General features: G+C 71.4%; 10 protein-coding genes. 1 reads left to right on the top strand and 9 read right to left on the bottom strand.

From position 1 onward, the window contains the following. Positions 1-598 precede the first annotated feature (598 nt). Together AB1K56_RS06980 and rpsA are read right to left on the bottom strand one after the other, a co-directional pair. Entirely contained in the window at positions 599-772 is a 174-nt protein-coding gene (locus AB1K56_RS06980; protein WP_167494244.1) for a hypothetical protein, read from the bottom strand. Positions 773-876: 104 nt separating this feature from the next. Further along, complete coding sequence (gene rpsA / locus AB1K56_RS06975) at positions 877-2,331, bottom strand: 30S ribosomal protein S1 (RefSeq protein WP_076675012.1); 1,455 nt, start codon at positions 2,329-2,331, stop codon at positions 877-879. Between the two features lie 515 nt (positions 2,332-2,846). Here rpsA and AB1K56_RS06970 point away from each other — a divergent pair. After that, complete coding sequence (locus tag AB1K56_RS06970; protein WP_371205052.1) at positions 2,847-3,779, top strand: lytic transglycosylase domain-containing protein; 933 nt, start codon at positions 2,847-2,849, stop codon at positions 3,777-3,779. A gap of 27 nt (positions 3,780-3,806) precedes the next feature. Here the strand turns inward: AB1K56_RS06970 and AB1K56_RS06965 are convergent, their stop codons facing one another. From AB1K56_RS06965 to tatA, 7 genes are all read right to left on the bottom strand, one after another. Beyond that, the gene (locus AB1K56_RS06965) at positions 3,807-6,788 is read right to left on the bottom strand and encodes a hypothetical protein (protein WP_371205051.1); all 2,982 of its coding nucleotides are present in this window, start codon (positions 6,786-6,788) and stop codon (positions 3,807-3,809) included. A 118-nt stretch (positions 6,789-6,906) separates the two neighbouring features. After that, a complete protein-coding gene (locus AB1K56_RS06960) occupies positions 6,907-8,604 on the bottom strand; it encodes an ABC1 kinase family protein (RefSeq protein WP_371205050.1) in 1,698 nt (565 codons plus the stop codon). Between the two features lie 53 nt (positions 8,605-8,657). After that, a complete protein-coding gene (locus AB1K56_RS06955; protein ID WP_136587667.1) occupies positions 8,658-9,236 on the bottom strand; it encodes a PadR family transcriptional regulator in 579 nt (192 codons plus the stop codon). A 90-nt stretch (positions 9,237-9,326) separates the two neighbouring features. Further along, positions 9,327-10,235, bottom strand: coding sequence for a phospholipase (locus AB1K56_RS06950; protein ID WP_371205049.1), 909 nt, complete (start codon positions 10,233-10,235; stop codon positions 9,327-9,329). A 374-nt stretch (positions 10,236-10,609) separates the two neighbouring features. Beyond that, positions 10,610-12,310 carry a glucose-6-phosphate isomerase gene (gene pgi, locus AB1K56_RS06945; RefSeq protein WP_371205048.1) on the bottom strand — a complete coding sequence of 567 codons (1,701 nt, stop codon included), beginning with the start codon at positions 12,308-12,310 and terminating at the stop codon, positions 10,610-10,612. A 42-nt stretch (positions 12,311-12,352) separates the two neighbouring features. Further along, entirely contained in the window at positions 12,353-13,054 is a 702-nt protein-coding gene (locus AB1K56_RS06940; RefSeq protein ID WP_371205047.1) for a CoA pyrophosphatase, read from the bottom strand. A gap of 125 nt (positions 13,055-13,179) precedes the next feature. Continuing rightward, positions 13,180-13,416 carry a twin-arginine translocase TatA/TatE family subunit gene (tatA, locus tag AB1K56_RS06935; protein ID WP_371205046.1) on the bottom strand — a complete coding sequence of 79 codons (237 nt, stop codon included), beginning with the start codon at positions 13,414-13,416 and terminating at the stop codon, positions 13,180-13,182.

Here is a 13,416-nt window from a genome sequence, read left to right as displayed (position 1 = left end):
CAGGATCAAACTCTCCGTAAAAAAGAAATGCATACAACCACCGGGAAAACAGTGACCGCAGCGAGTTTGAAACTGACCAAAGAGAAACATCATTACTGACGTATCCATACGCCAACCCCAAAAGAGGCTGGTCTTTGATCCAAAGGAATTTCTCGCAGTCCGAAGACCGACGAGGAATAAATTGGCATTTGACAAGTGCACGCTGTTGAGTTCTCAAGGAACGGACGCACCCACAGAAACAGTCACCAAGACCTACCCGTGAGGCAGTTCACTTCTATATCTGATCATCCGAACCTGATGGCTCTCGCAGTGGGACCTATCGAAGAGATCGACGTCGCAAGAACCGGTCGAAGACCAGAACCAAAACTGTACACCATCCGGTGGACGTTTTGGGATGTTCTCCGCTTGAGAGGACGCGGGGCCTTCCGGCCGCTCCGCTCTCCCCTGTGGGGCGAACAAGTAATAACTTACGCGGGATCCGACCACCCGTCGAATCCACCCCACCACCCGGGCGTGTCGCTCCCTCGATTCGGGTCGATGACCAGGAAAAACATCGCCCCCGCGCCGGATGGCGCGGGGGCGAGGGAGAGCGACGGTCTCAGGCGACCAGCCGGAGCGCGCCGGCGAGGGCGGCGGCATCCGAGTGTCCACCGGTGAACTCGATGCCGCCGAAGAACATCGCCCCGATGACCAGGACGAAGACGAACGCGATCGCCAGGAAGAGAACCGCGACGCCGGCGATGGTGATGAGGAGGGGAAGTCGAGATGCCATGGCACTCATCCTGCCCTCCGGTGGCGTCGGGAATCCAGGGCTTGCGCCCGGGAACGACCGAAGGCCGGCACCCCGAGGGGTACCGGCCTTCGATGCGGGACGGATCAGCGACCGGAGAGCTTCTCGCGAAGCGCAGCCAGCGACTCGTCGTCGGCGAGGGTGCCCTGGGCGGGCGACTCGGACGAGAAGGATCCACCGAACGAACCGGAGTCCGTCGGGTTGGCCGCCTCGGCCTCGAGGGCCTTGGCGACAGCGGCCTTGTGAGCCTCCCAGCGACCCTGGGCGGCGGCGTACTCCTGCTCCCACTGCTCGCGCTGAGCGTCGAAGCCCTCGAGCCACGCACCCGACTCGGGGTCGAAGCCCTCGGGGTACTTGTACTCGCCACGCTCGTCGTACTCGGTGGCCATGCCGTACAGAGCCGGGTCGAACTCGGTTCCGTTGGGGTCGACCGACTCGTTGGCCTGCTTGAGCGACAGCGAGATGCGACGACGCTCGAGGTCGATGTCGATGATCTTGACGAAGACCTCTTCGCCGACCGACACGACCTGCTCCGCGAGCTCGACGTGCTTGCCCGACAGCTCGGAGATGTGCACGAGGCCCTCGATGCCGTCGGCGACGCGGACGAACGCACCGAAGGGAACGAGCTTGGTGACCTTGCCCGGAGCGATCTGACCGATCGCGTGGGTACGGGCGAACACCTGCCACGGGTCTTCCTGCGTCGCCTTGAGCGAGAGCGAGACGCGCTCACGGTCGAGGTCGACCTCGAGGATCTCGACGGTGACCTCCTGGCCCACCTCGACGACCTCGGAGGCGTGCTCGATGTGCTTCCACGAGAGCTCGGAGACGTGGACGAGACCGTCGACGCCACCCAGGTCGACGAACGCACCGAAGTTGACGATCGACGAGACCGTGCCCTTGCGGACCTGACCCTTGTGAAGGTTGTTGAGGAACGTGGTGCGCGACTCGGACTGCGTCTGCTCGAGCAGGGCGCGGCGCGAGAGCACGACGTTGTTGCGGTTCTTGTCGAGCTCGAGGATCTTGGCCTCGATCTCCTGGCCGAGGTACGGCGTGAGGTCGCGGACGCGGCGCAGCTCGATGAGCGAAGCCGGCAGGAAGCCGCGGAGGCCGATGTCGACGATGAGGCCACCCTTGACGACCTCGATCACGGAACCGGTGACGACACCGTCGTTCTCCTTGATCTTCTCGACGTCGCCCCATGCACGCTCGTACTGCGCGCGCTTCTTGGACAGGATGAGGCGGCCTTCCTTGTCCTCCTTCTGGAGAACGAGGGCCTCGACGTGGTCGCCGACGTTGACGACCTCGTTGGGGTCGACGTCGTGCTTGATCGAGAGCTCGCGGGAGGGGATGACGCCCTCGGTCTTGTAACCGACGTCGAGGAGGACCTCGTCGCGGTCGATCTTGACCACGGTGCCCTCGATGAGGTCGCCGTCGTTGAAGAACTTGAGCGTCTTCTCGACAGCGGCCAGGAAGTCTTCGGCCGAGCCGATGTCGTTGATCGCGACCTGCTTGGTAGCGGGAGCGGTCGTTGCGGTAGTCATGTAGTGGGTTGTCCTAGTTGGGTGGGTGTCGGGCTCCGACTCCTGCGCCCGTCGGTCCGGCGGACCGGGGCCGTCGGCATCCGCTCGCCCGAGGGCGAACGCATGCCACGAGTCGAAGCGAAGCGGATTTGTTCGTGCGATGTCACGGGGCGACCCGGAGAACGGGCAGAGCCCCACGAGTGACACCCCAGTCTAACGCACGCGCCCCACCGCCGGGGGACGGTCGCCGACGCCCGACGTCACGAGCGGACACGTGAGCCAGGCGGCACCCCTCGGACTGCCGAGGGATTCGCCTCGGATCGGCGCTTTCTGCGGCGCCTTCTCGACCGCTCCGCCCAGGTGGCATCCAGACTCGCATGCCAGGCTCCCGGTTTCGTGCCCGCCGAACGCGGGTCGGACGGTGACACCCGCACCGCCCTCCCTCACGTGAAACCGGTTCTATGCGCTCTGATTCGACGTCCCTCACCAACCGTCGCTCCCGTCGCCAAGCCGCCCGCCGCTCCCGTCGTCGCCCCGTGACGACCGCGAGCGCCCTGGTGCTCGGCGTCGTCGCGGCAGCGGCTCTCACCGGCACGGTGCCCGCCGCCACGGCCTCTCCGGCCGACCTGTCGACCGCGACGTTCTCGCTCGCGTCGGCGACCACCCCCACCGCCCTCGCGGCCGCCCGCGGCCCCGAGGTCGACGAGGCCCGCGCCGCCACCACGGCCGCCACCGCCTCGATGCAGGCCGTCACGACGGTCCAGAACGACATCGCCGCGTCGGGCCTGGACATCGGCCAGCCCGCCACGGTCGACACCGCCCCGCTCGAGAAGGCCACCGTGCGTCTCGAGGCGGCATCCGTGCTCCCGGCCACCTTCCTTCCCGGACTCGCCGACGACGTCACCGCGGCGACCACCGCGGTCGATCAGCGCGTCGCCGAGCTGCGCGGCGGCCTGGACGCCGCGGTGGCGAAGAAGGCCGAGGAAGAGGCCGCCGAGAAGGCGCGCCAGGAAGCCGAAGCGGCAGCCGCCGCCCAGGCCGCGGCCGAGAAGGCGGCGGCCGAGGAGGCAGCGTCCTCCGGAAGCGGCAGCAGCGGAAGCGGCAGCAGTGGGGGTGGCGGCGGATCCTGGACGCCCTCGGGCGGAGGCGGCTCGGGCGACAACAGCCCCGCCGCGGCCCAGGCCGCCGCGCGCGACATGCTCGCCAGCCGCGGCTGGGGCGACGACCAGATGTCGTGCCTCGTGTCGCTGTGGAACAAGGAGTCCGGCTGGAACTACCGCGCCTACAACGCCGGAAGCGGCGCCTACGGCATCCCCCAGGCTCTCCCCGGCAGCAAGATGGCGTCGGCCGGCGCCGACTGGGAGACCAACGCCGCGACGCAGGTCGCCTGGGGCCTCGGTTACATCTCGGGCCGCTACGGCACGCCCTGCGACGCGTGGGGCCACTCGCAGTCGGTCGGCTGGTACTGACCCGCGCGACGAGCGGCTGAGAGTCGCTCAGCGCCAGCGCACCATCGAGCGCGTCGCTCCGGAGAATGCTCCGGAGCGGCGCGCTTCGCTGATGAGGGCGAGGTTCTGCGGGCCGGACACCTCGTGCAGGACGGCGGGTCCGACATGCACCTGCCACGCGCCGTGGAAGCGCACGGCGTCGTCGCGCCGACGGCCGATCCCCTCGGGGACGGCGAGGAACGGACGCGATCGGCCGCGGCCGGCGCGCTCCAGCACGCGGCGCACCCACCAGGACCCTCCCCCGCGGTTCACCTCGAGCACGAAACGCGGCGACCGGATCGGACCGCACAGCTGCTCGACCGCCTCCGCGAAGACGCGCTGATCGCGGACATCGGCCCGCGGCATCCGGATGTCGACGCGGATGCCGCCGTCGTCGACGCCCGCGACCTCCACGGTCGGCGCCGCCGGCAGCGCGGCGACCCTCCCGCTCTCGGACAGCGCGGTCCAGACCACGCGCGCGATGCGCTCCATCGTGGCGGGGGCGTCGCGGCTCTGCCGCCGCGTGCGCCGCCACGCCGCGGCGAATGACACCGACAGAACGGTGCCGGTGACGGCGGCGATCGCCGCCAGCGGGACTCCCCCCGCCGCCGGTAGGAAGAACGCCAGCACCACCGCCGCGCCGGCGATCGCGACCGAACCGCCGAGGCCGCGCCCCAGGGCTCGTGCGGCGACGACCGAGGTCGAGAACACGGGCGCGCGCCGCGAGCGCTGCTCCACGCGCACAGACGCCTCCTCGCGGTCGACGTACGGCGTCCCGATGCGCCACGCGGCGCGCGTGTCGGCGCGCGCGGGGACGGCCCCGAGCGCGTCCACCGCGGCGACGGACGCGGCGGGATCCCCCGCCAAAACCGCGTCGAGGGCCGCACGCCGGTCGCGGTCGAGGGCGGCGTCGAGACCGCGCACGACCTCGCCGGGCCGATCGGCGTCGAGTCCCCACAGCCGGGCGTGCTTGCGACGCAGGCGGGCGGCATCCGGTTGCGCGGAAAGGGACGACGTCGGCGGCAGGATCGCCGTCACCGTCCAGTTGTGCGCGACCTTCTCCGGCCACCGCGGGTCGAGCCTCAGGCTGCGGCCGCGCAGCTGCTGCGTGGCCGCCGGCGTCGCCACCGCGGTGAGATCGACGAGGGTGTTGACCGCGGGGCAGTCCCACCCCTCGCCGAACAGCCCGCGGGTCCCCACGACGACCGCGATCTCGCCCGACGTCAGAAGACGCGACACGGCGCCGACGGCGCCCCCGCCGGTCGCGCCGCGCACCTCGAGCACGGCGGGGTCGTCGGCGCAGGGGGCGGTGTCGAGGGCCGCACCGAGCTCGCGGGCGAGGGCGGGGAGGACGGCGTCGGCGTGGCGGACCGACAGGCGCACCGTCGACGAGGTGACGAGGATCGCCCGCAGCGCCGCGGTGGCGGCATCCGTCGACAGGACCGAGAAGGTGCGCACGGCCCCGGCGGAGCCGAGCAGACCGCCGTGCACGTTCCCGTGCGTGACGTGATCGGTCACGACGAGGGCGCGCAGACGGTCGCCCAGCTGCGCGCGCTCGACGGCCAGGATGTCGCAGGCTCCCCGGTCCTTCGCCAGCGACGACGCGAGCACGGTGTCGACGGGATCGCGCGTACGCCGCACACCGCGATCGGTGAGGGCGTACCCGAAGTCGCCGAGGAGGCGGCGCAGGCGCTTCCAGTCGGCCTCGCGATCGGGATCGGGCAGGATCCGCTCGAGGGCGTAGCGGCCGAGCAGGCGGATCGTCTCGTCGGCGGTCGGCGCGCGGCGCGCCACCGCGGGCAGCCTCTCGACGAGAGGGTCGTCGGGGGCGACCTGCGAGAACATGGCCGCGGCGGCCTCGGCCCCCGCGAAGTCCGCCGAGAACGCCTCGGCCAGACCCCGGTCGATCGCGGCGGCGTCGGGCTCGGCGGCATCGGGCTCGACGGCTCCGGCGGAGCGGATCGCGCGAGCCGGGGGCGGCGGAGCGAGCGCGTCGACCCGAGCCGGGGCCGGGACCGTCGCCGGCGGCTGCAGGGCGTCCCGCAGGTACGCGCGCCCGGCGCCGACCGCGAAGGTCGTGCGCAGCGCCTCGTCGAGGGCCGCCGCGTGCGCGGAGAGGAACGCTCGCTCCTCCTCGGTCGGCTCGACGGCGTGGACGAGCTCCCGGTACGGCGCGAGGTCGCCCTCGCGCACCACCGCGGGTACGGGGACCTCCAGATCGACCTCGCCCAGCAGTGAGACGTAGTTGTCGTACTCGTTCGCATCATCGGGGGACGGCAGCGTCGCGGTGAGACCCACCACGAGCGGCTCGCGGCCTTCCGCGCGGAGGCGCGCGACGAGGGCCGCCACGACGAGGGCCCAGTGGTCGAGCAGGTGGTGGCACTCGTCGAGCACGATCGTCTCGACCCCCTCCTCGACCAGGCGGTCCATGAGCTCGCGGGCGCGCGGGTGCAGCGCCGCGGTCAGGGCGGCGGCATCCTGACGGGCGAGAGTGCGCCGCACCGACCTCGATCGAGAGCGGATGCCACGCCGATAGGCCGCGGGATTGGTCTCGCCCAGCGCGTCGAGCCACGCCGCCGCCGCCTCGAGCGGGCGGTCGTCGCCCACGAGCTCGTCGATCCAGCGGGAACGCGCGAGCGCGGCGAACGGCTCGGCCGCGTCGAGGACGCTCACCGCCTGGTAGGTCAGGGCGGTGAGATCGGCCGGGTGGGACGGGTCGTCCGACACCGCCGCGTCGTCGTGCGCCAGCCCGCGCGCTGCGGCGACCCACTGCGCCCGGATGGCCGTCGTGGGGGCGAACACCACGGTGCGGCGACCGCGACGGACGGCGAGGAGCAGGCCGAGCAGGGTCTTGCCCGCCCCCGGCGGGGCCACCAGATGCACCGGGCCACCGGCATCGACGTCGACGCGATCGAGCGCGTCGGCCTGATAGGCGCGCAGCGTCCCGTCGAAGCGCCACGCCGACAGAGGACGGCGCGGTTCGGACGACACCGCGCCAGTCTAGGGAGGTGCCCGCCGCCGGCCGGCGGACCGACACCCCCGGAAGGACGACGCGTGGATCTTCGCCGGCTCGACGCGCCCGCGGCCCGGACCCCGGTAGCGGCCGGGATCACAGGCCGTTGCGCCGCGCGACGAATCCCGCCAGCACGGCGTGCGAGAGCGGGGCGATCGAGGCGATCATCAGCAGCGTGCCGAACACCGCCTGCTCGGCCTGCAGCAGGATGCCGCCGATGAGGAGTCCCGTGAACAGCACCGCAGAGACCACTCGGCGCACCATCCGTTCGAGATCGCGCATGCGGCGCTCGATGCGCGGCGTCTGCACCGTCACGGAGCCGTCTTCGAACCGCTCGATGAGATTGTCGATGCGGCGGGGCAGGCGCGCCGTGACCCCCGCGACCGCCCCCACCTCGCGGACGAAGGCCTGCGCGGTGTTGCCGCTCTCTTCGCGGATGAGGCGCTGGGCGTAGGGCTCGACGGCATCCCAGATGTTGAAGGCCGGATCGAGGGCGCTGCACATTCCGCTGGTCAACGACATCGCGCGCACGATGAGCAGGAAGTTCTCGGGAAGCTGGAATGGCAGCGCGCGCACCACGTCGCCGAACTCGATCGCGAAGGCGCGGAACTCCCGAGGATCGACCTCCTGAAGCTCGGCGAAGCCCATGCCGCCGAAGCGCGAGAAGAGCTGCGTCATCGCCCGCTCCAGCTGCACGGTGTCGGCGGAGGGCAGCAGCACGCCGACGTCGCGGATGCCGTCGACCAGGCCCTTGCCGTCGCGCGACGCGGCGGCGATCAGCACGCGGCGCAGGCCGCGGCGGAGCCCGGGCGGGACCTCGCCCATCATGCCGAAGTCGATGAAGGTGAACCGCCAGGCGGGGGTGCCGGCCGCGGTCGTACCCCCGGTCGGGGTGACGAAGACGTTGCCGGGGTGCGGGTCGGCGTGGAAGAAGCCGTCGTTGAAGAGCTGGTCGAACATGACCGCGGCGAAGCGGGCGGCGACCTCGGCGGGATCGATGCCCGCGGCGCGCAGGGCGTCGACGTCGTTGATCTTGATGGCGGTGACGTCCTGCAGGGTGAGCACGCGGCGCGTCGTGCGCTCCCACACCACCTCGGGGACGGCGACGCCGCCTTCACCGCCGAAGTCGGAGGCGAACCGCTCGGAGTTCGCGGCCTCGTGCAGGTAGTCGATCTCTTCGAGGCTCGTCACGGCGAACTCCTCGACGAGCGAGGGCATGTCGACGCGGTCGCGCACGAGGGCGACCTTGCTCAGCCACACGCCGACCTTGCGCAGCGCGCGAAGGTCGACGTCGACGATGCGGTCGATGCCGGGGCGCTGGATCTTCAGCACCACGGCACGCATGCCGGTCTCGTCCGCGAGCGCGTCGGCCAGGACGGCCCGGTGGGCCTGCCCCAGCGAGGCGGCCGCGAGCGGGCGCTCGTCGACGGAGGCGAAGGCGCGCTCCAGCGGCATCCCGAGTTCCGCCTCGGCGCGGGCGCGCATCTGCGCGAAGGGGACCGCGGGCACCTCGTCCTGCAGGCCCTCGAGCTCCTTGGTGATCTCGGGGGGCAGGACGTCGAGCCGCGACGACATGAACTGCCCGACCTTGATCATCAGGCCGCCGAGGTCGACCGCGAGCACGTGGAAGCGCTGCGCGATGCGCTGCAACCGGCGGGTGCGGCCCCGGGCGGAGATCCACCCGAGGCCGAACCGCGGCAGGAACAGCTCGTACCACCACGCCTGCACGAGATAGCGCGCCGCGAAGCGCGTGATGCGGCGATAGCGCGCCTTCATGAGGGCGTCGTCGGTCATCGATCCTCCTGGATGCCGACGTGCGCCCCGCACGCGTCGAGCTCTGGCAAACCTCAGCCCTGGGCGAGGATGGAGTAGAGCTTACGGCGCGCCTCGTCGAGGATCTCGACGGCTTGCGCGACCTGCTCCTTGTCGCCCGTGCGCGCGACCTGGGCCGCGGCCTGGGCGAGCTCGACGCCCGCCTTCGGCAGGGCCGTCATGCGGCCGCTGTCGCGCGAGGTGGCGGACTCCCAGGGCGCGGTGCGCTCGGTCGTCTCGTCTCCCGCGGCCGCACGGCCCTCGGGGGTGAGCGAGTAGGTCTTGCGCCCGTTCGACTCCTCGGACTGCACGAGGCCCTCGTCGGTGAGCAGCTGCAGGGTCGGGTAGACCGAACCGGGGCTCGGCTTCCACGATCCGCCGCTGCGGTCCTCGATCTCGCGGATGATCTGGTAGCCGTGCATCGGCTGCTCGAGCAGCAGCGACAGCACGGCGGAACGCACGTCGCCCTTGTTCATGCGCGGCGACGAGCCCGCCTTCTGCTCGAACTGCGTGCGCAGCTGCTCCAGCCCCTCGAGGATGTTGGACATCGGCCAGCCGGGGGTGTTGTTGCCGCCGCGTCCGCCGAACGCGTCTCCCAGGAATGAACCACTCATGACGACCTCCTTCGCGCGGACCCGATCTGAGTCAGCGATACATAACGATATATCGCTGAGGATGCCGCGGGGCGATCGTCGAGGGAATTCTCAGTACCAGTTGACGGCCTGCGAGTGACCCCAGGCGCTGCACGGCGTGCCGTATCCGCGGGAGATGTAGTCGAGCCCCCACGCGATCTGCGTCGCCGCGTTGGTCTGCCAGTCGGCGCCGAAGGTCGCCATCTTGCTCCCGGGCAGGGCCTGCGGGATGCCCGTGGCCCCGCCGTCGTTGTTGTAGGCCTGGTAGTTCCAGCCCGACTCCTTGGTCCACAGCGACGACAGGCACGAGAACTGGTCGCTCCCCCAGCCGTACTTCTCCGCGGCCAGCTGCGCGGCGTAGGCCTTCGCGCCGTCCGGGGTGTTCACGCGGGCGAGGGCTTCGGCGGCCTCCTGCTGGCGCTGCGCCTCGGCGGCGGCGGCGGCCTCGGCCTGGCGCTGCGCCTCGGCGGCCGCGTCGGCGGCGGCCTTCTCGGCCTTGGCCTGATCGAGGCTCGAGCGCACCTCCGCCACGCGTGCACTCACGCGGTCGGCCTCGGTCTTCGCGTTCTGGCTCAGCGCGGGGACGAGGAGGACGGGCAGGAGGTCGCGGGAGTCGAGGCGGTCGACGGCGTCGGTCAGCGCGGCGGTGTCGATCGAGGCGTCGCCGATCGACAGCGGCAGACCCGTGGTGGCGACGTCGGCCTGGACCTCGTTCGCGTTCGAGAGGGCGGACTGCGCCTCACCGAGCGCGTCGTCGGCTCCCGTGGTCACGGCGTCGAGGGTCGGCGCGGACGAGACCGGCAGCGCCGTGCCGGGAGCCGCGAACGACGCGGCCGAGGCGTCGGGCAACGACACCGGGGCGGCGATCGCCAGCCCCGTGGTCGCCACCAGACCCAGCGCCAGGCCCGCGCAGGTGGCGGCGGTGACGAGGGTGCGGCGGGCGCGGTTGACGTGGACGAGTTTGAGATCGGAACGCAGCAAGAAGAGAACTTTCGTCGGGGGCGCGCTCGTCGGGATCGAGCGCGGTCTCGTGCCGTCGGGTCGACACAAGTCCCCGAGTGTGGGGGCCGCTTCTGAGCGTTATCTCTTCGTTACCTGGATGCTTCGTGGGAGCGCGGCTTTTCTCGGCCGTTCGAGGCGTCGTTTGATCAAGGGCGGTGACGGGACGCGGGCAGGGCACATGGCGGCGAAGCATTTAGGCCTCCTGACCGGGAATTATCCCGGCATCCGCGAATCACCTCCACCCCGGTCGCGCGACGCGGGGCGCGGACGCCCGGGAGACGCCGAGCGAGTCGCCCCGGAAAGTCGTGAGAAAACCTTCCGGAACGACCCGCTCCGACCGAGTGCGCCCGGCGTCAGCTGCGGTGAGCGCGGTAGAAGTCGAGCAGCGAGCGCGTCGACGCGTCCTGCGCGGCCAGCGCCTCGTCGTCGCCCTCGAGCGCCGGGGCGATCTGCAGGGCGAGCTGCTTGCCGAGCTCGACTCCCCACTGGTCGAACGAGTTGATACCCCAGATCGTGCCCTGCGTGAACACGATGTGCTCGTACAGCGCGATCAGCTGGCCCAGCACCGAGGGCGTCAACGCGGGCGCGAAGATCGACGTGGTGGGACGGTTGCCCGGGAAGGTGCGCGCCGCGACGAGGGCGCCCGTCGTGCCCTCGGCCTCGACCTCTTCCGCCGTCTTGCCGAAGGCCAACGCCTTCGTCTGCGCGAGGAAGTTCGCCAAGAACAGCCCGTGCACGTCGCGTCCGTCGTCGGCGAGGGGGTACGCCGGGTTGACGAAGGCGATGAAGTCGGCGGGGATGAGGCGGGTGCCCTGGTGGATGAGCTGGTAGAAGGCGTGCTGGCCGTTGGTGCCCGGCTCGCCCCAGAACACCTCGCCCGTGTCGGTGGTGACCGGCGAGCCGTCCCAGCGCACCGACTTGCCGTTGGACTCCATGGTGAGCTGCTGGAGGTACGCCGCGAAGCGGTGCAGCTGCTGCGCGTACGGCAGCACGGCGTGCGACTGCGCGCCGAGGAAGTTCGTGTACCAGACGTTGAGCAGGCCCATCAGGACGGGCACGTTCTCGGCGAGGGGCGTGTTCGCGACGTGCTCGTCGACGAGGTGGAAGCCCGCGAGGAGCTCACGGAACGTGTCGGGACCGAGCGCGATCGCGAGCGAGAGGCCGATCGCGGAGTCGACGGAGTACCGCCCGCCCACCCAGTCCCAGAACCCGAAGGCGTTCTCGGGGTCGATGCCGAAGGCCGCGACCTTGTCGAGGGCCGTGGACACCGCGACGAAGTGGTGGGCCACGGCCTCGGTGCGGGCGTCGTCGGAGTCGTCGAGCACGCCGGCGGCGCCCAGCTTCTCCCACAGCCAATCGCGCGCGAGGCGCGCGTTGGTGAGGGTCTCGAGCGTCGTGAACGTCTTCGAGGCCACGATGAACAGCGTCGTCTCGGGGTCGAGGTCGGCGGTCTTCTGGGCGATGTCGGTCGGGTCGATGTTCGAGACGAAGCGCGCGTGGATGCCCGCGTCGGCGTACGGCAGCAGAGCTTCGTAGACCATGACGGGACCGAGGTCGCTGCCGCCGATGCCGATGTTGACCACGTGCGTGACCTTCTTGCCCGTCACGCCGCGCCACTCGCCCGCGCGGACGCGGTCGGCGAAGGCGCTGAGGCGGTCGAGAACCTCGTGCACGTCGTGGTCGACCTGCTGTTCGTCGACGACGAGGGCGGGCTCGGCCCCGGCCGGGCGACGAAGGGCCGTGTGCAGGACCGCACGGTCCTCGCTGGTGTTCAGGTGGGCACCGCGCAGCATGTCGGCGAAGCGCTTCTGCACCCCGGTCTCGTCGGCCAGCGCGAGGAGGGCGTCGAGCACCTCGGTGGTGACGAGGTTCTTCGACAGGTCGACGTGCAGGTCGCCCATCTCGCGCGACAGGGTGCGGGCGCGGTCGTCGGCGGCGGCGAACCAGCCGCGCAGATCGGGCTGGAATCCGTCGCGCAGAGCGCTCAGACGGGACCAGGCGGCGGTGGAAGTGGGGTCGATAGGCGCAGTCACGGAACCCACGGTAGCGAGCATCGGGCCCGTCCGCGGAGCGGATGACGAAGACCGCCCGGCGCGCTAGACGCGGTCGGCCGACGGCGGGACCGGGAGGGGGATCTCGCGCGCGTGGTCCCAGGGCTCGGTCCACCCGAGACGGTCGAACAGACCGTCGAGCAGCATCGCCGTGAAGCCCCAGACGGTCTGCGGCCCGCCGGCGGTCTCGAGCAGGAAGGCCGGTCCGCGCCACTCTCGCCCCTCGCGGCGCACCACCGTCGACCCGCGCCGAGCGGGATCGAGCAGGTCGGCGACGGGGGCGCGGAACACCGCGGCGGACTCGGCGCGATCCACCGCCCGCACGGGCGTCGGACGCGTCCACCAGCCGAGCACGGGGGTCACCTCATGACGCGAGAAGGCCAGCGGAACCGCCGGCAGCGTCCCCAGGACGTCGACGCCGTCGGGGTCGAGTCCGGTCTCCTCGCGCGCCTCGCGCAGCGCCGCGGCGACGGCGTCGTCGTCGCCGCGATCGACGCGACCGCCGGGGAAGGCGACCTGCCCGGGGTGAGCGCGCAGGGTGCTCGCGCGGGCGAGCAGCAGCACGTCGAGGTCGCTCGGCACGTGGGTCGCGCGTCTCGTGCTCGGGATGCCGTCGAGCACGCCGAACAGGATGAGGACCGCGGCCGCGCGGGCGTCGCCGTCGACGGGCAGCGCACGCAGGGCCGGGGAGATGTCTCCGGGGCCCCGCGCGAGGAGGAGGTCGAGCTGGGCGCGGGGCGAAGGCATGTCTCGAGGCTACGTCGCGAGGGGGATCCGTGCGCTCTCGTCGGGCGCGAGCGCGTCCGGGGCGGGGGCGTCCGCGGGGCGAGCGGGCGCGGCGGTGGGCGCGGTGGCGAGAGCGGTGGCGGTGGTCATGTCGTGCTCGGCGGGGAGGCGACGGGCAGGGCCGTCGTCAGCGGAGCGCGCTCGTCGGAACGATCGGCTGGAGCGGCGGGGTCGTCGGCGCGGGAATCGCTCACCTCGGTCTTCAGAATGCGCACCGACTGGCCGAGGCTGCGGGCGAGCGCGGGCAGCTTCGCGGCACCGAAGATGAGGACGATGACGGCGAGCACGATGAGGGCGTGCCAGCCGGTGAGGTTCTGCAGCAT

The organism is Microbacterium sp. BWR-S6Y (genome assembly GCF_041379845.1).
Lineage (GTDB): Bacteria > Actinomycetota > Actinomycetes > Actinomycetales > Microbacteriaceae > Microbacterium > Microbacterium hydrothermale.
The sequence above is the reverse complement of the archived record's forward strand: the minus strand, read 5'-3'. Positions and strand labels throughout refer to the sequence as shown.

Coding starts and splice junctions, on each gene's coding strand:
- AB1K56_RS06980 (WP_167494244.1), bottom strand. CDS start 772: ATGGCATCTCGACTTCCCCTCCTCATCACCATCGCCGGCGTCGCGGTT.
- rpsA (WP_076675012.1), bottom strand. CDS start 2,331: ATGACTACCGCAACGACCGCTCCCGCTACCAAGCAGGTCGCGATCAAC.
- AB1K56_RS06960 (WP_371205050.1), bottom strand. CDS start 8,604: ATGACCGACGACGCCCTCATGAAGGCGCGCTATCGCCGCATCACGCGC.
- AB1K56_RS06955 (WP_136587667.1), bottom strand. CDS start 9,236: ATGAGTGGTTCATTCCTGGGAGACGCGTTCGGCGGACGCGGCGGCAAC.
- pgi (WP_371205048.1), bottom strand. CDS start 12,310: ATGCTCGCTACCGTGGGTTCCGTGACTGCGCCTATCGACCCCACTTCC.
- AB1K56_RS06940 (WP_371205047.1), bottom strand. CDS start 13,054: ATGCCTTCGCCCCGCGCCCAGCTCGACCTCCTCCTCGCGCGGGGCCCC.
- tatA (WP_371205046.1), bottom strand. CDS start 13,416: ATGCTGCAGAACCTCACCGGCTGGCACGCCCTCATCGTGCTCGCCGTC.